Origin of the sequence: Streptomyces sp. NPDC002588, assembly GCF_040295925.1 — a bacterium.
Classification (GTDB): Bacteria; Actinomycetota; Actinomycetes; order Streptomycetales; family Streptomycetaceae; genus Streptomyces.
This window is the reverse complement of record NZ_JBEOWF010000064.1, coordinates 1-21,262: the sequence shown is the minus strand read 5'-3', so window position 1 is coordinate 21,262 and position 21,262 is coordinate 1. Positions and strand designations below refer to the sequence as shown.

Below are 21,262 nucleotides of genomic sequence, written 5' to 3'. Positions count from 1 at the left end.
CGCTCCAAGGAGACGGTGGGCCGGTGGGCCGCCTCGGACGACCCCCGGCACTGGAATCTACTGGCGGCGCGAGGCCGAGGTCTACTCCTGCGGACTCGCCGCGCACTGGCAGCCGTACGGCATCCGCGCCCCCGAGCTGCCGGCCCGTGTCGAACGGCCGGACGGCGATGTGGCGTTGTGGCTGGAGCACCTGCCTGGCGATCCGGCCACGGCCTGGCCGCTCGAACGGCACATCGAGCACCTCCACCGCCTGGGCCGGGCCCAGGGAGCCCTGCCACCGGCCGACGAACCCTGGCTGACCCGGCGCTTCCTGCGCCGGTACGTCGACAGCAACACCCTCGACCCGGAGCTCCTCGACGACGACGAGGCCTGGCGGCACCCTCTGGTCCGCGACCACTTCCCGACCGGGCTGCGGCGCGACATGGTGCGGCTGCACCAGGACCGGGAGTGGTTCCTCCACGTCATGGAGAACCTGCCCCGTGTCTTCAGCCATCTCGACATGTGGCCCGCGAACGTACGCTCCTCGGACGGCACGGACTCCGTGGCCCTCGACTGGGCCTTCGCCGGCGACGGCGCGCTCGGCGAGGACCTCGGCAACTACCTTCCCGACAGCGTCTTCGACCTCTTCCTCCCCGCGGCCCGCCTTCCCGAGTACGCGGCGGCGGCCTACGACGCCTACCTGCACGGCCTGCGGCAGAGCGGGTGGCGCGGCGACGAACGCCTGGTACGTCTCGGGATGTGCGCGTCGGCGGTGAAGTACGACTGGATCACGGCCCGGATGCTGGCCCGCGCGGGACACGAGCAGCTCGACTACGGTGGCGAACGCACCGTGGCGGCGGAACTCCGCTACCGCGAAAGGGGGTTGACGCTCGCCTTCCTCGCCGAGTGGGCGGCCGAGGCGCGCGCCCTGGCCCCTCGGGTCGGATTCCCCGAGGCTCCCAGCGGCAGGTAGCGGCGACGCCGCGGAGAGACACCGGGGCCCTATGCCGCGTGCCTGCCGCCTTCGCGTCGGGGCCGGGCGCGGCGGCGCAGGGTCATCGGCATCCCGAGCCCCGCGAGGAGCCCTGCGGCGAGCACATAGGGCCACCACCCCATTCCGTTGCTCATACCGGTGTTCACGCTGTGCGGCTCCGCCGCCGCCACCGCCCCGGAGGAGTCCGCCTTCCGGACGGCGGGCGACGGGCTCCCGGTGACGGCGCCGAGCACCACGTCGTTGCCGTCGCCGCCCCGGTAGCTGATCCGGTACACCGTGTCGCCGAGCCGCACCGTGGTCCCTTCCCGCAGCCCGTCGAAGGTGCCGGAGACCGTGCCACGCCCGGTGTGGTCGAGGACGGTGATCTCCTTCTCTCGCCGCTTCCCCGTTTTCGCCCCGGCCGCGGACAGGTCGAGCCCACCGCTCAGCCTCACCCGGCCGGCCACCTTCAACGGCGCTGCCCCCAGCACCAGTTGGCCCTGGTCGCCCTGGGTGTAGTCACCGCTCACGGTCAAGGCGCCGGTGACCACACCCTCGTTGGCCACGGCCCCCTTGATCGTGCCCGTGCCGCCGAGCGTGCTCGTCACCCGCAGCGCCGAGCCTCCCGTGTCCAGTCGCGCGCCCGCCGAACCGAGCTTGATCGAACGGGAGTTGGCGAGCGACGCGCCGTCCCGCAACGCGAGGGTGCCCTTGGTGACCGTCGTCGTGCCGGTGTACGTCACCGCGGACCCGGTGAGGGTCGTCGTCGCCGCCCCGGACTGCACGAGTCTGCCGCTCCCGCCGATGCGGGACAGGGACACCGGGGTCCTGGTGTTCCGCACGACGAGCGTCCCGTCGTTCACGACCCGTCGGCGTGCCGTGCCCATGAGCAGCGATCCGTCGCCGCCCGCGGAACCCGACCCCAGCCGCAGTACCGCGCCCTTCTCCACGGTGGTGGAACCGTCGTAGTACTGGGCGGCCGCGAAGGTCACGTCATTGCCCCTGGTGCCGGCGATGACGACGTCACCGGCACCGGGTGCGGCGAGCGTGTCGTGGTACCGGCCGCCGCCGATCGGCGCGCCGAGCGTCACCGGTCCGTCGTAGTCGAACGTCAGCAGGGACCGCCGCCCGCTGCGTTCGTGCAGGTTGACGTAGACGGTGTCCTTCGTGCCGGGCATGAAGATCCGGTGCGTGGTGCCGTCGCCCCACTGCACGTCCGCGCCCTCGACGTTGGTACCGCGTTTGTTCAACTGGTGAGGAATCGCACGCCAGTTGAGGCTGGGGTCGCTCAACGACGGGTGGGTGTCCCCGCCCTGGTCGCTGTAGCTGTACTGCCCCGTGAGGACCACCTTGCTGCCGGGCCGGCTGTGGACGTTGACGTCGCTGCCGTACTCCCGCTGGTAGAAGTCCTGGTGCAGGGTGATCGTCTGGTACAGCGGGGTGTCGATGATCCAGGAGCCCTGGTTGAGGATCGCCCGGGCGCTGGGGAGCGCCACCGGGTATTCGGGGCGGCCGACGGCCATGCCGGTGCCGTTGTCGATGACCCCGGAGAAGGGATGCGTGCCCGCCAGGTCGAGGGTGCCCCACATGTTGCGGGGCTGCGTGACCAGGCCGGAGCCGCTGATCGTGCCGATGTTGAAGGTGCGGGTCAGGGACAGGCGGAGCGTGCCGTCCACGCGGACGTTGAGCTGGTTGAGCCGGTAGCCGGGGGTGTCGTACGGGAAGTGGCCGATGAGGCCGGATCCGCCGCCGGTGCCGTACTGCAGGGTGGTGCCGAGTGCGACCGTGATCGCGGGCGGGTCGGGGTTGGCGACCGTGGTGTACGGGTGGTTGCCGCCCCGGGTGCGCACCACCTGCCGCTGCCTGGCCTTCGGCAGGGTGAAGTCGCTGTCCTTGGTGAGGATCAGCGTCCCGCCGCCGCGCACCGTGAGCGTCCCCTCGCCTCGGAAGACACCGTCGTACGTCGTCGTCCCGGAGGGCACGGTGACCACCGTGTCGCCGGTGAGGGTCACGTCGCGGTTCGCGAGCACGTCGGCGGAGACGTCCCGGCCGCCCGCGGCCGCGGCCGGGGGAGCGGTGGTCAGGAGGGCGGCGACCGCCGCGAGGGCACCGAAGGCCGCGCTTGAGGTGTGGAGGGGGCTGCGCACGGACCGGAGACGGTTCGGGGCGCGGACCGATAACAGAAAAATCGCTGCCGCGCCGGAAACATCCGGGCCCCGCCGCAAACCTCCGGAAAAGGCTTTCTATCAAGTCCCGTCCGACCCGTTGACCTGCTCGTAACACACCCTTACCTTTTCGGCGTTCGTCATTCCACATGTTGTTCGCAGTTCCGAACGCTCCCGCCGTACCGAACGCGCCTTCCCTCCGACGTGGCGGCCGCCCATGCCCTGTTCCGCAGCGTCCGAGTCCATGCCCGCCTGAAGGTGGTCATTCCCGGAGAGGTATCCCCATGAGACGTGTGTACGCCACCCTGCTCGCCCTCTGTCTGGTGCTGATCGGCGCCCTCGCCACCGCCGGACCGGCCCAGGCCGCGGCCCAGACCGTGCCCAACGGCGTCCAGTTCACCGACACCTCCGGCAACGTCGTGCACGCGCACGGCGGCGGTGTCATCAAGGTCGGCAGCTACTACTACTGGTTCGGTGAGGACCGCAACGCGGACAACACCTTCCGGTACGTGGACGCCTACCGCTCAACGGACCTGAAGAACTGGGAGTTCAGGAACCACGTCCTGACCCAGTCCAGCGCCACCGAGCTCGCCACCGCCTACATCGAGCGGCCGAAGGTCGTCTACAACGCGTCCACCGGCAAGTTCGTGATGTGGATGCACAAGGAGAACGGCACCGACTACAGCGAGGCCCGGGCGGCCGTCGCCGTGTCGGACACCGTCGACGGAACCTACGCCTACCAGGGCAGCTTCCGCCCCCTCGGCCAGTACATGTCCCGCGACATCACCACGTTCGTCGACACGGACGGCACCGGCTACATGGTCTCCGCCGCCAACGAGAACTACGACCTGCACATCTACAGGCTCACCGCCGACTACACGGCCATCGACAGCCTGGTCGCCAATCCCTGGGCGGGCGGCCACCGCGAGGCCCCGGCCCTCTTCAACCGGAACGGCGTCTACTTCATGCTGACCTCGGGCGCCACCGGCTGGAGCGCCAACCAGCAGCAGTACGCCACCGCGACCAGCCTCTCCGGCCCCTGGACGTCGATGACGAACGTCGGCGACTCCACCGCCTACGGCTCGCAGACCGCGTACGTCCTTCCGGTGCAGGGCACCTCGGGCACCTCCTACCTCTACATGGGCGACCGCTGGGGCAACTCCTTCGGCGGCACCGTCAACGACTCCCGCTACGTGTGGCTGCCGCTGACCTTCCCGACCTCGACCTCGCTGTCGATGTCCTGGGCGCCGGAGGTCACCGTCGACACCGCCGCCGGGACGGTGACCGGGACCAGCGCCACGTACAACACGCTGATCGCCCGCCACAGCGCCAAATGCGCGGACGTGACGAGCCAGTCGCTGTGGCAGGGCGCCCAGGTCAAGCAGTACGACTGCAACAGCGGCAACAACCAGAAGTACTGGTTCAAGTCGCTCGGCAGCGGCTACTACCAGCTGGTGGCCCGCCACAGCTCCCTGTGCGTCCAGGAGAACGCGAGCACCGTCACCCAGGAGAACTGCGACTCCTCGGCCACCACCCAGCAGTGGTCCCTCACCACCAGCGGGAGTTACGTGAACGTCGTCTCCCGGGCGAGCGGCGAGTGCCTGGACGTGAACGGCGCGTCCACCGCCAACTCCGCCGCGATCATCACCTACACGTGCAACGGCGGAACCAACCAGCAGTGGACGCGCGGGAGCTGACGTGACATCAGACGAGCAGGTCGATCGCGTCGATCGACGTGCCCGCGCTGAGGAAGGACGTCGTCCCCGAACCGCTCGCCACATAGATCTTCAGCTGGTTGTACGCCCCGGTGTCCGTCAGCCAGGCGGACGCCGGGACGCTGTAGGTGAAGGTGTTGTTGTTGCCCCGGTACGAGCCGACGGTCAGCGACCGGGTGCTCGGCTGGGCGGGCGGGGAGGGGACGGCGGACGTCCAGGTGTCGTTGACGACGATCTGCGGGCGGCCGTTGGCGTAGGCCGTCGTCACGCCGATGCGCAGGGTGTGCGCGGCGGCGGCCTGGGCGGCGGTGAGCTTGAAGTAGACGATGATGCCGCTGTTGACGTCCTTCCACAGGTAGCAGGGGAAGGCGGACGTCTCGCTGCCGCTGCCGATCACGACGTTCCCGGTCCAGGAGGCGGCCCGGACGTCGGACGGGTGCGCGTACGTCATCAGGTCGGCGTTCTTGAAGCCGCCGGGTGTGCCGTTCCAGTCGCCGATGCGCCAGATCGCGCTCGCGTTGCCCGGGTCGTTGGAGGACGGGATGGCGATCGTGTTCAGGGTGGTCGTCCCGCCGGCGGACACGGTCACCTGTGTACTGTATACAGCCAACTCGCCCTTGTGGACCGTCAGCGTGTACGTCCCCGGCAGCACCCCGCCGACGGAGAAGTAGCCGTCGGAGGCCCGCGCCGGCCCCCAGTACTGCGCGGCGGAGTTGGCCAGCCCGACCGTGTACGCGTACGCCGTGTTCCGCCCGGTGATGCCGACGCCCGCGACCCGGCCCCGGCCGCTCGCCGCCACGTAACCGGAGATGCCGAGGGAGTCCGCCCAGGACGTGGTCAGGGTCCCGGGGTAGAGGGACGAGGAGGGCGCGCCGCCGTCCGTGAAGGCGATGACGTAGGGCCCCTGGAGGCCGAAGCGCTGGGCCTCGGTCTGGTTCTCGCCGTAGTACAGGATCTCGTACAGACCGCCGCCGTCGGCGCTCTGGTGGCGCAGGAGGGAGCGGTAGAAGGGGCCGCCGGAGGCCTTCTCGTGGTTGCTGCGGACGATCCACAGTCCGACGGATCCCGTGGTCCAGCCGACGTAGTCGTAGTCGATCACGCGCAGCTTCGCGTAGTGCTTGGAGCGGGTCTGGCCGTCGGACTTCGCGAACACGTCCGAGGCCTCGACGGTGGTGGGGGCGTACGTGTACGAGTCGGGCTCGTCGTTGAGGAACAGGCCCTTCTTCACGCGCACGATGTAGCGGGTCGCCGAGACCGAGGTGTCCGCCTTGTTGGTCCACAGGTAGACGTTGTTCTCGCCGCTGCGGGCCGCGTAGTAGTGCTTGAGCGTGCCGTACGTGACCGAGATCAGGATCGTCGACCCGGACTGGCCGATCGTCACCGTCGAGGTGCCGAGGCCGGATTCGATGTGCGAGTTCTTGCCGTCGTAGCCCTGGTACTCGGTGCCCTTGTAGACCAGCGAGGTCAGGTCGCCGTTGGTCTTGCTGACCTTGAAGACGAGACTGGCGCCGGTGTCGACGACGTAGTTCGAGCCGTCGTCGGTCCAGCCGAAGCTCGCGGCGGACGCCGGGGTGGCGAGCGGCCCGGCGAGGGCGGCCGTGCCGGCGGCCGCCGCGGCGGAGAGGACGAAGGTGCGGCGTCGGACCGGGTGGCTGTCGGATCCGGACATGGGGGTGCCTCCTTCGGAGGTGTGGGGCGTGCGGGTGTGGGAGAGAGTGACAGTTGAATCGATTTCGCGAAAGGGCTTTCGCTCGCCGGAAGTTGGCAATCTTGTGAAAGCGACCCGAAGACTAGAAAGCGCTTGCCCGAGGCGGTACGGTCCAGCGCCTGGACTGCCGACGCGACGGAGGAGCCGCAAGTGAGACGTTTCGACATCGCCGTGCCGGTGGCGCTGGCCCTGACCGCCGTCCTCACGGCCGTGGCCCCCGCGACCGCCCGGCCGCACCCGGGCCGCGCGCCCCTCGGCATCGACCACTGCACCGCCGGCGCCTGCCACTTCGACGTCCCGCCCGGCACGTACGACGTCACGGTCCTCCTCGGCGGCGACACGGCCTCCAGCACGAGCGTCAGCGGCGAGACCCGGCGTGCGCTGCTCCCGGAGACCGCCGCCGCGGCCGGGAAACGCGTCGCCCGCAGCTTCACGGTCAATGTCCGTACACCGGAGGGCGAACCGACGGGCGCCGAGGGAACTCCCGGACTGGACTTGACACTCGGCGGAGCGGCCCCCGCCCTCGCCGGCATCCGGGTCACCCCCGCCCGGCACACCCGGCAGATCTTCCTCGTCGGCGACTCCACCGTCTGCGACCAGCCCGCCGACCCCTACACCGGCTGGGGGCAGGAGCTGCCGCAGTACCTGCGAAAGGGCGTCTCGGTCGCCAACTACGCCGATTCCGGGGAGAGCACGGTCACCTACCTGGGGAACCCGCAGCTCTGGGCCACCGTCCAGCCGCTGATCCGCCCCGGCGACCTGGTCCTGATCCAGCTCGCGCACAACGACAAGACGACCGACGAGGTGACGTACCGCACGAACCTCGGGACACTGGTGGCGGGAGTCCGTGACAAGGGCGGCCGGCCGGTCCTCGTCACGCCCATCGTGCGCCGCTGGTTCAACGCCGACGGCACGCTGAACAACGGGACGGCTCTGCTGGTCAACGGACTGGGCGTGGACCACCCGGCGGTGATCCGGTCGGTCGCCGCCGAGCGGCACGTCCCGCTGATCGATCTGACCGCCAAGACCAAGGCACTGGTGGAGTCCCTGGGCGTCGAGGGCTCCAAGGCGCTCTACCTCTACAACGAGAAACGCGACAACACGCACACCTCAGTGCACGGTGCCACGGTCTACGCCGGCCTGGTCCGTGACGAACTCGCCGCCCTGCGTCTGGTGCCCGAGCGCACCGTGCGGGTGGGATGAGCCCCTGGGGGCGCCCCGACCGGAACCGGGACGCCCCCAGGTCCTGACCCATGGGACCAGGGGCCCGGCTCCTGCCCCGCCGCGCGCCGAGAGAGAAACCGCCGATGCACCTGCCCCCGCCCGACCCCGCCCTCAGCCCCCGTACGGGATACACCCGCGCCCACTGGGAGGCGGCCGCCGACGCCCTGCTGGCCGCGGTGGAGCCGTACGCCACCGAGGACAAGGCCCTCTACCACCTGCCCGGCGACCGGCAGAGCTGGTCGGGCCGCCTCTCCGACGGCCTGGAGGGCTACGCCCGCACCCTCCTTCTCGCCGCGTTCCGCCGCGACGGGACGGCGCTCCAGCGGTACGCGGACGGGCTCGCGGCCGGCGTCCAGGGTGTCTGGCCCCGGATCGAGGACCGCGGGCAGCCGCTCGTCGAGGCCGCGTCGGTCGCCCTCGCGCTGCGGCTGACCCGGCCCCTCCTCTGGGACCGTCTGGACGACGCCGTACGGCAGCGCGCGGCCGCCTGGCTCGGTGACGCGCTGACCGCCGAACCCTGGCCCTGCAACTGGGAGTTGTTCCCGGTCACGGTCGGCGGCTTCCTCCAGGAGATCGGCTACGAGGCCGAGGCGTCCCGCAAGGCGGTCGACCGCGGTCTGGAGCGGATCGAGGAGTGGTACGTCGGCGGCGGCTGGTACACGGACGGCGACAGCCGAAAGTACGACTACTACAACGGCTGGGCGATGCACCTGTATCCGGTGCTGCATGCGTGGCTCGCGGGCGACAGTCGACTGCTCACTGTATACGGCGGCCGTCTCGAGACCCATCTCGCCGACTATGCCCGTCTGTTCGGCGGCGACGGCGCCCCCATGCGGCAGGGCCGCTCCCTCACCTACCGCTTCGCGACCACCGCCCCCCTCTGGCTGGGCGCCCTCACCGGCCACACCCCGCTCGCCCCGGGGGAGACCCGCCGGCTGGCCTCGGGGGTACTGAAGTACTTCCTGGAGCGGGACGCCGTCGACGAGCGAGGACTGCTCACCCTCGGCTGGCACGGCCCCGACGCCACCGTTCTCCAGGGCTACTCGGGCCCCGCCTCCCCCTACTGGGCGAGCAAGGGCTTCCTCGGCCTGCTGCTGCCCGCCGACCACGAGGTGTGGACGGCGGCCGAGGAGCCGGGCCCGGTGGAGCGGGAGGACGCGGTGACGCCGGTCTCCGCCCCCAACTGGCTGCTGCAGTCGACCCGTTCGGACGGGCTGGTGCGGCTGCACAACCACGGCAGCGACGACGTCCGCTACGACCCGTACTACACCCGGCTCGCGTACTCGACGATGACCGCGCCCACCCCGTCGTCCTCCACCGTGCACGACAACAGCGTGATTGTCGGGGGCGACCCGAGTCGTACGGGTATCGAGCCGCTGGGCGTGGGCGACGGCTGGGCGGCCTCGCGGCACACCGCGGGGGGCGGGGCGCGGGTCACCAGTGTCGTCCTCGCCCACGGGGCGGTGGAAGTGCGGGCCCACCTGGTGACGGGGGCGCAGCCCGGGACGCCGGTACGGGTGACGGGGTGGGCGGCGCCTGACGGGGTGCGGGCGGAGCTGGTGCCCGTCCTCGGCCTGGACGCCTCCCTCTCGGGTACCACGGGAGGCACCGCCACCGGCGCCGCCCTCTTCGTCGCGCTGGCCCGTCTCACCGCCGAGCCGGAGCCGGCTCCCCTGGAGGAGACGGTTTCGGTGCGGGCGGCGGGAGCGGACGGGATCCTCGTGCGCTGGAGCGGGGGGCCCGAGCTCCGGGTGACTCTCGCCGAGGACGCCGTGGGGGTCGGGCGATTCGGCGCCGGGGCGGAAGGCCGACCGCCGCGCCAGGGGTGAGGGCGGCGGTCGCACGGCGGCGGGAGACCGGTGCAGGACACGGGCCGGGGCCCGGGGAGTCTCAGGGCTTGAGGCGGGCGATCCTCAGGGTCTTCGTGGTCGGCGACGCCCCCGTCAGCGGCTTCGCGTAGGTCGGCGTCACCGGTGCGTAGGCCCAGGTCAGCGTTCCGTCCTTGAGGACCGCGATGTCCCCGGTGATCCGCGCGCCCACCACCTTGCCCGCGCTCTGGAACTTGCCGTTCCAGTCGATGAGGCGCAGATGGGTGCCGGTGAACGTGCCGGTGCAGGTGCCGGCGGCGCACTTGGCGTTCTTCAGGGACTCCCAGGACAGCAGCAGGCGGTTCTTGCCGTACGGGGCGAGGTGGACGTTGACGTTCTCCGTACCGGCGGCGCTGGTCAGGTAGACGGCCTTGCCGGGACCGGAGTTGCGGTTCTTCATGAAGGCGACGGCGACCTGATGGGTGCTGGTCCTCGGCTTCACCGTCCAGCCGCGGCCGCTGGAGTCGTCCGGGTTCTTCTTGGCGGAGGCGGCGCCGCGCGAGGCGAACGCGGTCGCGTAGCGGCCGGTGGCGGACTTCACGAGATCGCCCGTGCGGCCCGGGAAAGTGCCGCCGCAGTACCCGGCCCAGCACTGCTCGCGCTGCACGACCGGAGCGATGTCCGGGGCGCCGATCCCGGTGGAGACGAACAGCCCCGAACGCCAGTCGTCGAAGCACAGGGAGGTGAACGCGCCGGAGGACTCGGCATGCAGGGCTATGCCCTCGTTGTGGCTGCAGCCCCAGCCCCAGCCGCCGCTGAGCTTGGCCCCCTTGGCGCTGATGTACGTCAACTTGTCGCCAAAGTGCCCGTCGGCGAAGCCGCCCGCGCCGTGCACCACGAAGTACGCGCCGTACTTGCTGCCGTTCCAGGTGAGTTGGCCGTCGAGCAGAGGAGACGTGTCGTGGGACGCGGTGCCGGTGAGTTTCGTGCGGAAGGTCTGTCTGCCGTTCGTGTAGCGGACGATCGCGGCGGCCGTCTCCTTCCACTTGTTGGTGTCGGAGACGCGGGTCAGCAGCGCGAAGCCGTCGTTGTGCGCGACCAGACCGCCGACCTCCTTCGCGCCCTTGACGACCGTGTCCGCCCCCGAGCGCTTCCCGGCCGCGGTGAGCGGGGTGACGTGGACGCCGTCCGCGGCGGGCCAGGCCACCCGCAGGGTGCCGTTCGGGGCCACCGCGGTCGTCGTCCGCGTCCACTCGCGCGTGTTGTTGTAACCGGCGGACAGGTAGGGGAACTTGGCGGCGAGGGCCACAGCGGTGCTGGTGGGCGTGAGGTTCGGGGCGGCCGTGGTCGCCGCTCCGGCGGTGGCGTACCACGCGCCGGCGGCGACTCCCGCGGCCGCGAGGGCGCCGATCACGGGCTTGCGGGCGGCACGGATACGGCGGTGGCGCGTCGAGCGTCGTGCAGATGTCATGGCCTGTGGTTGCCGCCGGGGCGGGAGAGGTTGCCGGGACGGGAGGGATTCTCGGAGCGCGGCGTCGCGGGTGTGGTCCGCAAGCGTTTCCGCGACCGTCCGTGGCCCGGCGAAATCGCGTTGCCGGGTCTGAAGGGCCTGCACAACAATCCCCAGATGACTTCTGCCATCCGTCACATGACGATCGACTGCTCCGACGCCTACGCTCTCGGCGGTTTCTGGTCCGAGGTGCTCGACCTGCCCCTCCACCCGGACGACAAGCGCGGCGACCCGGAGGCACTGATCGAGGGCGCCCGGCTGCTGTTCGTCACCGTGCCCGAGGGGAAGACGATCAAAAACCGTATCCACTTCGACCTCCAGCCGCAGGACCGCACTCGCGAGGAGGAGGTCGAGCGGCTGCTCGCCCTCGGCGCCACACTCGTCGACGACCGGCGCAGGCCCGACGGCACGGGGTGGGCCGTACTCGCCGACCCGGAGGGCAACGAGTTCTGCGTGGAGCGCAGCGAGGCGGAACGGGCGGCCACGGCATCCGGCTGAGTGAGCCTCCGCCGGAGACGGCGTCCGTCCGAGACGGCTTCTGCCCGGGACGGCACCGGCCGGCTGAGACGGTCGTCCAGGGCGGCGACGGTTCGGTCGGCGCCGAACCGTCGGGGCGCCAGCATGGACGGCATGACCCCCTTCGCCGCCCTCCACCACGCCGCCGCGCCGCTCCTCCTGCCCAACGCCTGGGACCACGCCTCGGCGCTGGCCCTGGCCGGGCAGGGCTTCCGGGCGATCGGCACGACGAGCCTGGCCGTCGCCGCGGCCGCGGGGCTGCCGGACGGGGTGGCGGCGACCCGTGAGGAGACCCTCCGCCTCGCCCTCCTGCTCGGCTCGCGGCCCTTCCTCCTCTCCGTCGACGCGGAGGACGGCTTCAGCCGGGACCCGGACGAGGTGGGGGAGTTCGCGGGGCGGCTCGCCGCGGTGGGAGCGGTCGGAATCAATCTGGAGGACGGCCTCGGCCCGGCCGACCGGCATGCCGCGAAGATCGCCGCCGTGAAGCGGGCCGCGCCCGGTCTCTTCGTCAACGCCCGCGCGGACACGTACTGGCTGGGCGACGGCGAGCGCCGGGGCGAGACCCTGGCCCGTCTCGACGCCTACCAACAGGCGGGCGCCGACGGGGTGTTCGTCCCCGGCCTGACCGACCCCGGCCGGATCGCCGAGCTCGTCGCCCGCGTCGACGTCCCCCTCAACCTGCTCTACTCGCCGGCCGGTCCGACCGTCCGCCACCTCGCCGACCTCGGCGTGCGCCGGATCAGTGTCGGTTCGCTGCTCTACCGGCGGGCCCTGGGCGCGGCCCTGCAGGCGATGACGGACATCCGCGAGGGCCTGACCCCACGGGGTCCCACACCGACGTACGACGACGTACAGGCGTTCGGCACGCGGCTCTCTCCCGGGTGACGGCGTGCGGTCAGCCGGCCTCGGCGCTCTCCCTGGGCCAGTGCGTCAGAGCCGTGTGCAGGGCGTCGACCGCCTTCTCCCACGAGCGCTGCACGTCCCGGGGCGCGGCGAAGGCCCCGCCGGCCTCCAGCGCGCAGTACCCGTGGAAGGTGCTGCGCAGCAGGCGGACGGCGTCGGTGAGGTCGGGTTCGGTGAGGCGGTAGGCACGCAGCATGCCGTGGGTGAGGTCGACCGTGCGGCGCAGGGCGGCGGCGGGGTCGCCGGCGATCTCGCGGACGACCTCCGGGTCGACCCGGATCTGGCCGGCCGTGTACCGGCCGGGATGCTGGAGGGCGTACTCGCGGTAGGCCCCGGCGAAGGCCGCGAGCGCGTCCCGGCCGGCGAGTCCGGCGACGGCCACGGCGATACGGTCGGTCATCTCGCCGCCGACGAACAGCGCGAGCCTGGTTCGCAGCTCCTGGAGGTTCCTGATGTGCGAGTACAGGCTCGCGTCCTTCACGTCGAAGCGGCGGGCCAGTGCCGACATGGTGACCCCGTCGGCGCCGGCCTCGTCGGCCAGCTCGGCGGCGGCCGCGACGAGACGGTCGGTGGTGAGGCCGGCGCGGGGCATGAGGGACCGCCTTGGATGTACTCGGACCGTGACAGGCTGGGAGCATCCTAGTGCCGAGGCAGGCAACGTTCGCCCCGTCGGGACGCCCGGCACGCTCCCCCACTCTCGACTTCGCTCGAGCGGGAGGGGCCCCCACCGCCGCACCGGGCACAAGCCCAAGTACATCCAGTACGAGGGCTTGCACCCGGCACGCCGGGAGCACGCGCCGGACGCCGCTCCTCGACGGGCAAACGTTGCCTGCCGCGGCACTAGAACCTGTCGGCGGGCCCGAGGCCCGGGCGGTCCCCGTCCGAGGGAGTGGCGCGGGCAGCCCCCGAGCCGGTTCGCCGGGCTCAGCCGATCGGCGCGTACAGCAGGCCCAGCTTGTCCATCTCGTCGCCCGAGCGGCCGGTGAAGCCGACGATCTGCCAGCCGCTGGGGGCGGTGAAGGTCGTGGTGTCGGTGGTGGCCGTGCCGGAGGAGAGGGTGCGGCCCTTGTCGGTGGTGAAGGCAGCCGAGAAGAGCCGTGTACGGCCGTCCTTCTGACCCTGCGTCAGCTTCACAGAGGTGAGGTGCTCGCCCGACGCCAGGGTGAGGGAGGTCGCCGTGCCGCCGGTGCCGCCGTGGGTCAGCGTGGTGCCGCCGTCGTGGGTCAGCGCCACCGCGTCGAGGCGAGAGCCGCCTCGCAGGGTCAGGGTGCGCGGAGCGGGGGCGGCGGGCAGATCGTCCGCGTCGTTGAACGCCGTACCGTGCGGGCCGCCGAAGAAGTCACTTGCCCGCAGGGCGGAGTTGAGGGTGTAGGAGAAGCCGACCGTGTGCGGGAAGTGGTCGGACAGGTTGCCGCCGGCGGAGTCCAGGAACGACGCCCACTCGTTGTTGTAGCGGGTGGCGGAGAGGGACAGCAGCTTGCTTCCCCGGTAGAAGACCTTGTCCACCACCTCGCAGTCGTTCGGCGGCTGGGTCGTCGGGCACAGCAGCGCGTCCGTGCCCTGGGTGGGCCGGGTGCCGCCCTTCACCAGCTGCACCCACGCGTCCGTCAGACCGTTCTCGTCGGCCAGGGTGCGGATGTTGTCGCCGGCACGGGTGTAACGGGTGTTGGTGTCCCCCATCACGATCACCGCGTTGCCGGAGGAGTTCGCCTGGATGAAGTCCGACAGCTGCTCGACGTTGGCGCGGCGGGCCGCCAGCGCGTCGTCGGTGTCGTCGGCGTTGGTGTGCACGTTGTAGAGGTCCACGAACACGCCCTCCGCGAGCCGCACCCGGGCCAGCGTGAAGCCCTTCGGGGTGAGGCAGTTGGTGCCGGTGCAGTCGTTCCAGCGCACCCGTTCGAAGTCGTCGAAGGGGAAGTCCGAGAGGGTGTTGAGGCCGTCGCCGATCCCCGCGCCACCGCTGGTCGCGGTGCGGTACGGGTGGTTGTCGCCCGCGTACAGCGCCGCGTGGTAGTTGAAGTCCTCCTGGACGTTGACGATGTCGTAGGCGGCCAACCGGGGTGAGATCAAGGGGGTGTTGGTCGCCGGGTGGCCGGAACTCAGGCCCTCGGGCAGGCCCGCGACGTTGTAGGTCAGGACGTTGAAGGTGCCCGAGGCGGCGGTGGCGGAGGCGGTGTCGGCCTGGGCGGGGGCGGTGGCCGCCGCGGTGAGTCCGGCGAGGGCCAGGACGCCGGCCGCCAGGGTGCCGATGAGTCGTCTCATGTGAGGGGTGTCTCCGGTCGAGAGAGAGGGGGAAGCGGGGAGGACCGAGCAGGAGTTGAACAATGCTCAGATTGGGGCCGACCGGAGTGACGCACAAGGGTTGCCGAGCAAACAGTGAGTGCCGGGACGGAAATCGCTTACCCCCGCTCGTGCCGCCCGTGCTGGTTCTGCTGCTGCTTGTGCTGTTTGCGTTCGTTGGGGCGTTCCCGGCGCGGGCGGGACGGCGCCGGCACCGACATTCCCGTGCCGGAGCCGTCCGTCGTCACGCGTTCGGGTTGAGGCCGTTCGACAGGCCCGTGTACGCCGGTTTCGCCGCATAGCTCTCGTTGTACGGCAGGGCCGCCCCGTACCCGCTGAACGTGCCAGGCACCCACGAGTACTTGTCGGTGAGTCCCCACAGGGTGACACCCGCGCAGCGCGGTACGCCGAGGCAGTTCTCGCTCGCCGTCTTGTAGTCGGTGGACTGCTGGGCGAGTTCCGCGGAGGAGGCCGGGAGGGGGATGCGGATGTCCAACTCGGTGACCGACACCTCGAGTCCGAGGTCGGAGAACCGCTTCAGGTTCGCCTTCATCGACGCCGGCACCTTGCCCACCTCGAAGTGCGACTGGAAGCCGATGCCGTGCAACGGCACGCCCTGCGCGAGGAGTTGCTTCGCCAGCGCGTACAGGGCGTCGCTCTTGGCGTTGTCGGCCTCGATGTTGTAGTCGTTGATGTACAGCTTCGCGGCCGGGTCGGCGGCGTGTGCCCATTTCAGCGCGTTCGCCACGTAGCCGGTGCCGAGCTTGTCCTGCCACAGCGAACTGCGCATCGAACCGTCCTCGTTGAACGCCTCGTTGACCACGTCCCAGGCGTACACCTTGCCCTTGTAGCGGCCCATCTCGGTGTCGATGTGGCTCTTGAGGAGGGTGTTCAGCTCGCTCGCGGAGAAACCGCCGTTCTTCAGCCAGGACGGCAACTGCGCGTACCAGACGAGGGTATGGCCCCGTACACCTTGGTTGTGCGCGGCGGCGTGCGCCACCAGCCGGTCGGCGGCAGCCCAGTTGAAACTGCCCCGGCTCGGCTCGACGGCGTCCCACTTCATCGCGTTCTCCGCCGTGACCGAGTTGAACTCCCGGTCCAGGACGGTGGTGTACGACGCGTCGGAGGTCAACGGGGTGTCGCCGACCGCCGCGCCGATCCGGACGCCCCGCCCGTCGGCGTATCCGCGCAGGGTGGTGGCGGCCGAGGCCCCGGGCGTCAGGTGCGGCAGTGCCACGGCGGCCGTGGCGACGAGCGCGCCCGCGACGGCGAGCGGGACGGGGCGCAGGAGGCGGCGTCGGCGGCGATGGTTCACCGGTGTGTGGGGCACGGCTGCTCCTCTGGGGGAATGCGGGTGTGGGTGCTTCGTCCGTGGGTCGCCGCCGGGGGCCGTAAGGTTGCCGGGGATCGTGGAGGGGGACGGGTGGCGTACCGGGCGGGCGGCGAGCGAACTTCACGGAGGACCGGTTCCGGCACCGGGGAAGGCCAACCCCTCTGGAAGCAACGGGACTTCGGGATCTTCTGGGCGGCGCAGACGCTCTCCTTCCTCGGTGACTCCTTCGCGCTGATCGCGCTGCCCCTGCTCGTCCTGCAGGCCACCGGCTCGCTCGCCAGGATGGGCCTGCTGACCGCGGTCGGCGGCGCCGCCTCCGTGGTGGCGGCGGTGTTCGCGGGCGCGGTGGTGGACCGCGTCGACCGGCGCCGCCTGCTCATCGCCTGCGACCTGGTCCGGATGGTGCTGTACGGGCTGATCCCGCTGGTCTGGCTGTTCGGGCCGCGGATCTGGCTGCTCTACACCGTGCTGCCGCTGTGCGAGGCCGTCGGCATGCTGTTCGCCGTCGGGTATGTGACCTTCGTCCGTGGTCTGGTCGGCACGGGACAGCTCACCGAGGCCAACGGGCGACTGGGCGCGACGGCTGCCGCGGCGGGGGTCCTCGGTCCTCTGTGCGCCGGTCTGCTCGCCGCCTGGACCGGCCCGGCCGCCGCCGTCGGCGTGGACGCGGCCAGCTTCGGCGTCTCGGCGGCCTGCCTGAGTGTCGTACGGATCCGGAAACGGCCGCCGGACGAACAGTCACCGGGGGAACCCGGCGCGCGGACGGCGGGGCTGTGGCGGGACCTGCGGGCCGGAGTGGCGTTCCTGTACCGGCATCCCGTGCTCCGTGCGCTGACCGGACTGCTCTTCGTCTTCAGTTTCCTCACCCTCGGCCTCAACGACCTGGTCATCTACCACCTCAAGCACGACCTCGGCCAGGACGACGGCACGGTCGGGTCCGTGATGGCGGCCGGGGCGCTCGGCACCATCGCCGGTTCCCTGCTCGTGGCCCGGGTACGTCGCCGGCTCGGCTTCGGGCCCACCTGGACCGTGTCCGTCGCGGTGAGCGGGGTCGCCGTGGCGGGCCTTGGCTGGGCCCGTGACGTGCCCGTCGTCGGCGCTCTCGCCGCCGTCTTCCTGGCCTGCGTCGCCGTCGCCGGCACCTGCTCGATGTCCCTGCGCCAGGAAGTCACCCCCGAGCCCCTGCTCGGCCGGGTCACCTCCGCCTTCTGGACGCTCCACTACGCGGCGGCCCCGGTCGGCGCGGCCGTCCTCACCTGGGCGGCGCAGCGGCACGGGACGGCACCGGTGGCGCTGGCGGCGGGCGGGGCGTGCGTACTGGTCGCGGGCGTGGCGCTGGTGACGCCGGTGCGCGGGGCGGGGCGCGGTGACGCCGGGGGCCCCGCCACCTGACCCGACGGCCGCCGGACGGCCAAGTAACGGTGTGCCCACCGCCGCCCCGGCAGCCCGGTCGTCGGTATCGGAGCGAGCGCCGGTGGTGTCGCGGCGTTCGTACGGGCCTACCGGGCGGGGTGGGGGCGGCGCACTGGGATGCCGGTCAGCCGTTCACCCCGGAGTAGTGGGCGAGACTCCACCGCCACAGCAGCCGCGCCCCGAGGTACGCCAGCACGCCGAGCAGCGGGGACGCCGCCGCCAGCCAGGAGGGGAAACCGGTGTCGTGGCCGTGGCCGGTGAGGAAGGCGGCCGGGAAGTAGGCGACGAACGCGAGCGGAAGGCCGAAGGTGAGGAGACCGCCGACCGCCCGGGGCAGCACGTTCAGCGGGTAGCTGCCGAAGGTGCCGAGGAGTTCCTCCAGCCAGCTGCCCCAGTAGTCGGCGGCCGGGAACCGCAGCGAGGCGCTCGCCAGGGCCGTGAACAGCGCCGCCTCGAGCAGCATGCCGCCGAGCACGGCCGCGACCAGGTACGCGATCCGGCCCGCCGTCCAGTCCAGGTCGCTGCGGCTGAGCGCGCCCGCCATCAGACCAATCGCGACCGTCAGGTCGCCGATCGCGTTGGTCGGGAAGTACGACAGCTGGACCTGGCGGTGGACGGGCATCGGGCGGACCAGATACGTGTCGATGACGCCTTCCTGGATGTGCCTGCCGAGACCGAACGTCCGGCCCAGGAACAGCACGAAAAGCCCGTGTGCCAGCATGCGCGTCGCCGGTATCAGCAACACGTCGGAGCTGTCCCAGCCGCCCATCCGGGTGAACCGGGTCAGCAGCACCGTCGCGAAGACGATGACGGACACCTGCCAGATCGCGCCGATCGCGATCATCATCAGGAACTCGGAGCGGTACTCCAGCTGGGAGCGGAAGTTCAGGCGCGTGATGCGCCACGCGATCCGTACGGCGTTCAAGCGCATCAGCCTCCTTGGGAGATGACACGGCGGCCGGCCTGCCGCCACAGGAAACGGGTGACCAGCGCCAGAACGACCACCCAGGCGGCCTGGATCGCCAACTGGCCGGGTGCGTCCGAGAGTTGGATACGGCCCACGTACAGCGACAGCGGCACGCTGAGAGTCGCCTGGAAGGGCAGGAAGGAACTCGCCGTCACGAACCAGTCGGGGAAGAACCACAGCGGCGCGTACACCCCGGCCAGCAGGTTCTGCGCGAAGATCAGGATCATCACGGCGGCGCCGTTGCGCAGCGTCCAGAAGCAGAGCTGGTCGATCACCAGCATGATGTAGTACAGCACCCACTGGCCGAGCAGCAGACTCAGCGCGAACACCCCGCCCGCGGCGGCGGAGTGCGGCGGCTCCACGACCCCGGCCGCCAGGCACACCGCGTACCCGGCCAGTGCCCAGGCGAGCCCGTAGAGCTGCTCGCCGAGCGCGCGCAGCGCGTAGTACCGGCGGGGCGCCAGCGGACGCAGGTACCAGTACACGATCGTGCCGAAGTGCATGTGCTGAATCACCGTGTCCCGGCCCGCGTACTGGTCCAGCATGCGCAGCCGTGACGCCAGTACGGCCAGCACCGCGTACGTGACCGCCTGGTCGCGGCTCATCCCGGCGGTCGTACCGGTCTGGGCGTACAGGCCGTTCCACAACGACGCCACCAGCACCACCTGGACGGACAGCCGCAGCAGGGCCGCGGTGATCCGGGGAGGGGTGTTCAGTTCGCCGAGCGGAGTGACGCGGGTGGCACGCCATCCGTGCAGGACGGCCATCACGCCTCCCCGGCCTGCACATAGGCCGCGCGCATCACGTCTTCCAACTCGGCCTCGTCCAGCGCGATGTCCGTCACCTCGTACCGCTCGATGACCGACTTCAGCGCCTGGTGCACGGTCGGCGCGGCGGATCCGTCGGGGCCGAACACCACCCGTGCCCCCTCCCGCCGGACCACCGCGATCCCCGGCAGCGGGACCATCTCGGTGTGCGGGTCGGCGAGCGTGGCCCGCACCTGCCAGGTGGAGCCGAACTTGCGGCGGATCTCGTCGAGTGTGCCGTCCAGCACCAGCCGGCCGTGGTTGATCAGCACCACCCGCTCGGCGAGCCGCTCGACCTCCGTCATGTCGTGCGTGGTCAGCAGGACCGTACGGCCCCGCTGTTCGACCTGGTGGCGGAGGAACTCCCGGACCTGCTCCTTGACCACCACGTCCATGCCGATGGTCGGCTCGTCGAGGAACACGACCGGTGGATCGTGCAGCAGCGCGGCCGCCAGGTCGCTGCGCACCCGCTGGCCGAGGGAGAGATGGCGCACGCGGGTGTCCCAGAAGGAGGAGAGGTCGAGCAGGTCGTCGAACTCCTTGAGGCGGGCGGCGTGTTCCGCCTTGGGCACCTCGTAGATGTCCCGGAGGATCGCGAACGACTCGCGCACCGGGAGGTCCCACCACAGCTGGGTGCGCTGCCCGAACACGGCACCGATGTTGCGGGCGTTGCGCTCCCGCTCCCGGTACGGCACGACGCCCGCGACCCGAGCCTCGCCGGAGGTGGGGGTGAGGATCCCGGTGAGCATCTTGATGGTGGTGGACTTGCCGGCGCCGTTCGGCCCGAGCAGTGCGAGGAGTTCGCCCGCGTCCACGTCGAAGGTGATGTCGGACACGGCGTGCTTGGCCACCCGCTCCGGGTTGACCAGGGAGCGCAGGCCTCCGGCGAACCCGGGCCGGCGGACGGTGGTGTGGAAGGTGCGGGACAGACCGCGCACCTCGATGGTGCCGCTCACTCGTTCAACCTCCAGTGAAGCGCGGCCGGCCAGCGGGGGCCGGACGGCCGCGGGAGACGGCATCACCGTGTCAAAATTCCGATCAACTGGTCAATCGGTTAATCGGTTAATCGATCGGCGGGTGGTCAGTCGACTGTCGTGAAGACGAACGAGAACGCGGCGGGCGCCACGTCGAGGAAATACCGCGGGAGGGGGCCCGGGCCGCAGGACTGGGAGCCGAGGCCGTGCTGACCGTGGTCGAGATGGACCCACACCGTGTCCCCGGCCACCAGATCGGTGCGGTGCCGGGCGGCGTCCAGCTGCTCGCTGGTCCAGCGGCGGGCGCTGAACCAGAACGCCGGGTCGCCCTCGACGCGCAGTCCGCCGAGCTCCGCCCAGCGGACGTCGGCGCGGGCGCCGTTCTCCTGCGGACGGACGTACGGCGTCTGCATACGGTCGACCGTCGACTGCCAGCGGCCGACCGCCGACGCCGTCCTGCTGTCCGGATACGCCTCACCGGGGCCTCCGCCGAACCAGGTCACCCTGTCCGTCGCGGCCCCGGAGAGCCCGAGGCGGAGGCCGAGACGGGGCAGCGGGACCGTCCAGTCGCCCTCCGGCGTGACGGACACGGTCAGCTGCAGACGGTCGCCGTCAGAAGTCCACCGGTACACCGTCGACAGACCCACCTCGGCGGCGGCCGGTGCCACCCGGGTCCGTACCGTCAGCGCCTCGTCGCCGAGTTCCACCGCGTCCAGCCGGTGCCGCATCCGGTGCAGGCCCAGCTTGCGCCAGAGCACGCCGTAGCGGATGTCCGACTGCCAGGCCGCGCCCTCGTCGTTGTCGGTGGTCGCCCGCCACACGTCCAGCCGCGGACCGCTCACCGCCACCGGACCGATGGCGGTGAGCGCGCCCGTGCGGGCGTCGAAGGAGGCCGGGCCCAGGGTGATCAGCCGCCCGTCGGACACCGGTCCGGCGGCCGCGGCCTCCCGGGCACCGTCGACCGGGGAGTCCTCTCCGCCGCGGATGT

17 protein-coding genes are annotated in these 21,262 nt (G+C 71.3%); 7 read left to right on the top strand and 10 right to left on the bottom strand.

Going from position 1 to position 21,262, the window contains the following annotated elements; all coding sequences use genetic code 11:
- Positions 1-169: 169 nt before the first annotated feature.
- On the top strand, positions 170-952 hold the full coding sequence (locus tag ABT057_RS44835; protein ID WP_352350358.1) for a protein kinase family protein: 783 nt from the start codon (positions 170-172) through the stop codon (positions 950-952).
- A 29-nt stretch (positions 953-981) separates the two neighbouring features.
- Here ABT057_RS44835 and ABT057_RS44830 read toward each other — a convergent pair whose 3' ends face one another.
- Entirely contained in the window at positions 982-3,099 is a 2,118-nt protein-coding gene (locus tag ABT057_RS44830) for an autotransporter (protein WP_352350356.1), read from the bottom strand.
- A 302-nt stretch (positions 3,100-3,401) separates the two neighbouring features.
- Here ABT057_RS44830 and ABT057_RS44825 point away from each other — a divergent pair, with 302 nt between their 5' ends.
- Positions 3,402-4,814, top strand: coding sequence for an RICIN domain-containing protein (locus tag ABT057_RS44825; RefSeq protein WP_352350354.1), 1,413 nt, complete (start codon positions 3,402-3,404; stop codon positions 4,812-4,814).
- A 7-nt stretch (positions 4,815-4,821) separates the two neighbouring features.
- Here ABT057_RS44825 and ABT057_RS44820 read toward each other — a convergent pair whose 3' ends face one another.
- Positions 4,822-6,501, bottom strand: coding sequence for a rhamnogalacturonan lyase B N-terminal domain-containing protein (locus tag ABT057_RS44820; RefSeq protein WP_352350352.1), 1,680 nt, complete (start codon positions 6,499-6,501; stop codon positions 4,822-4,824).
- 189 nt (positions 6,502-6,690) lie between these two features.
- On the opposite strand from ABT057_RS44820, the gene ABT057_RS44815 reads away from it, so the two are divergent.
- A complete protein-coding gene (locus ABT057_RS44815; RefSeq protein WP_352350350.1) occupies positions 6,691-7,743 on the top strand; it encodes a rhamnogalacturonan acetylesterase in 1,053 nt (350 codons plus the stop codon).
- Positions 7,744-7,847: 104 nt separating this feature from the next.
- Positions 7,848-9,593 (top strand): DUF2264 domain-containing protein, encoded by a 1,746-nt coding sequence (locus ABT057_RS44810; RefSeq protein ID WP_352350348.1) that lies wholly within the window; start codon positions 7,848-7,850, stop codon positions 9,591-9,593.
- A gap of 61 nt (positions 9,594-9,654) precedes the next feature.
- Here the strand turns inward: ABT057_RS44810 and ABT057_RS44805 are convergent, their stop codons facing one another.
- Positions 9,655-11,043 (bottom strand): hypothetical protein, encoded by a 1,389-nt coding sequence (locus ABT057_RS44805; protein ID WP_352350346.1) that lies wholly within the window; start codon positions 11,041-11,043, stop codon positions 9,655-9,657.
- A 156-nt stretch (positions 11,044-11,199) separates the two neighbouring features.
- Between ABT057_RS44805 and ABT057_RS44800 the strand changes: the two genes are divergently transcribed.
- Together ABT057_RS44800 and ABT057_RS44795 are read left to right on the top strand one after the other, a co-directional pair.
- On the top strand, positions 11,200-11,580 hold the full coding sequence (locus ABT057_RS44800) for a VOC family protein (protein WP_352350344.1): 381 nt from the start codon (positions 11,200-11,202) through the stop codon (positions 11,578-11,580).
- 132 nt (positions 11,581-11,712) lie between these two features.
- Positions 11,713-12,483 (top strand): isocitrate lyase/PEP mutase family protein, encoded by a 771-nt coding sequence (locus ABT057_RS44795; protein WP_352350342.1) that lies wholly within the window; start codon positions 11,713-11,715, stop codon positions 12,481-12,483.
- A 10-nt stretch (positions 12,484-12,493) separates the two neighbouring features.
- Here ABT057_RS44795 and ABT057_RS44790 read toward each other — a convergent pair whose 3' ends face one another.
- From ABT057_RS44790 to ABT057_RS44780, 3 genes are all read right to left on the bottom strand, one after another.
- The gene (locus ABT057_RS44790; RefSeq protein WP_352350340.1) at positions 12,494-13,093 is read right to left on the bottom strand and encodes a TetR-like C-terminal domain-containing protein; all 600 of its coding nucleotides are present in this window, start codon (positions 13,091-13,093) and stop codon (positions 12,494-12,496) included.
- Between the two features lie 332 nt (positions 13,094-13,425).
- Entirely contained in the window at positions 13,426-14,763 is a 1,338-nt protein-coding gene (locus tag ABT057_RS44785) for a jacalin-like lectin (protein WP_352350338.1), read from the bottom strand.
- A 262-nt stretch (positions 14,764-15,025) separates the two neighbouring features.
- A complete protein-coding gene (locus ABT057_RS44780; RefSeq protein ID WP_352350336.1) occupies positions 15,026-16,111 on the bottom strand; it encodes a glycoside hydrolase family 10 protein in 1,086 nt (361 codons plus the stop codon).
- Between the two features lie 93 nt (positions 16,112-16,204).
- Between ABT057_RS44780 and ABT057_RS44775 the strand changes: the two genes are divergently transcribed.
- Entirely contained in the window at positions 16,205-17,506 is a 1,302-nt protein-coding gene (locus ABT057_RS44775) for an MFS transporter (RefSeq protein ID WP_352350334.1), read from the top strand.
- Between the two features lie 145 nt (positions 17,507-17,651).
- Here ABT057_RS44775 and ABT057_RS44770 read toward each other — a convergent pair whose 3' ends face one another.
- From ABT057_RS44770 to ABT057_RS44755, 4 genes are all read right to left on the bottom strand, one after another.
- The gene (locus ABT057_RS44770) at positions 17,652-18,458 is read right to left on the bottom strand and encodes an ABC transporter permease (protein ID WP_352350332.1); all 807 of its coding nucleotides are present in this window, start codon (positions 18,456-18,458) and stop codon (positions 17,652-17,654) included.
- Entirely contained in the window at positions 18,458-19,261 is an 804-nt protein-coding gene (locus ABT057_RS44765; protein WP_352350330.1) for an ABC transporter permease, read from the bottom strand. The genes ABT057_RS44770 and ABT057_RS44765 overlap by 1 nt, the downstream gene beginning before the upstream one ends.
- A complete protein-coding gene (locus tag ABT057_RS44760) occupies positions 19,261-20,256 on the bottom strand; it encodes an ABC transporter ATP-binding protein (RefSeq protein WP_352350328.1) in 996 nt (331 codons plus the stop codon). Before ABT057_RS44760 ends, ABT057_RS44765 begins: the two co-directional genes overlap by 1 nt.
- 125 nt (positions 20,257-20,381) lie before the next feature.
- The coding region (locus tag ABT057_RS44755) for a beta-galactosidase small subunit (protein ID WP_352350326.1) at positions 20,382-21,262 on the bottom strand (881 nt) is incomplete at its 5' end.